A 373-nucleotide genomic window follows, 5' to 3' on the forward strand; every position below is an offset into this window, starting at 1 on the left:
CCCTTGAAAAAGCGACATTATGAACGCAAAAAACCATGTCAGATAACCTTACACGAAAATGTTTTATCGTTCTTTTTTCTCTATAATAATGAATTAATCACGATTACATTTTGAATGAGACGGAGGAATACAACATGCAGATGGGCGATACAGTATTTATGTTCTTTTGCGCTTTACTCGTGTGGCTGATGACCCCCGGGCTGGCTTTGTTTTACGGCGGAATGGTAAAAAGCAAAAACGTGCTCAGCACGGCGATGCACAGTTTTTCTTCCCTCGCCATCGTATCCGTCGTTTGGGTTTTGTACGGATATTCACTTGCTTTTGCCCCCGGGAATACATGGCTTGGCGGGATTGAATGGGCCGGACTGAAGGG

The 373-nt window shown here is 44.2% G+C and carries 1 pseudogene; it reads left to right on the plus strand.

Annotation, left to right across the window (positions count from 1 at the left end):
* Positions 1–134 precede the first annotated feature (134 nt).
* Positions 135–373: pseudogene (locus SB660_RS19255) on the plus strand (ammonia channel protein); the annotation flags it as partial.

Origin of the sequence: Bacillus sp. SIMBA_005 (genome assembly GCF_046535585.1) — a bacterium.
GTDB classification, from domain to species: Bacteria; Bacillota; Bacilli; order Bacillales; family Bacillaceae; genus Bacillus; species Bacillus pumilus.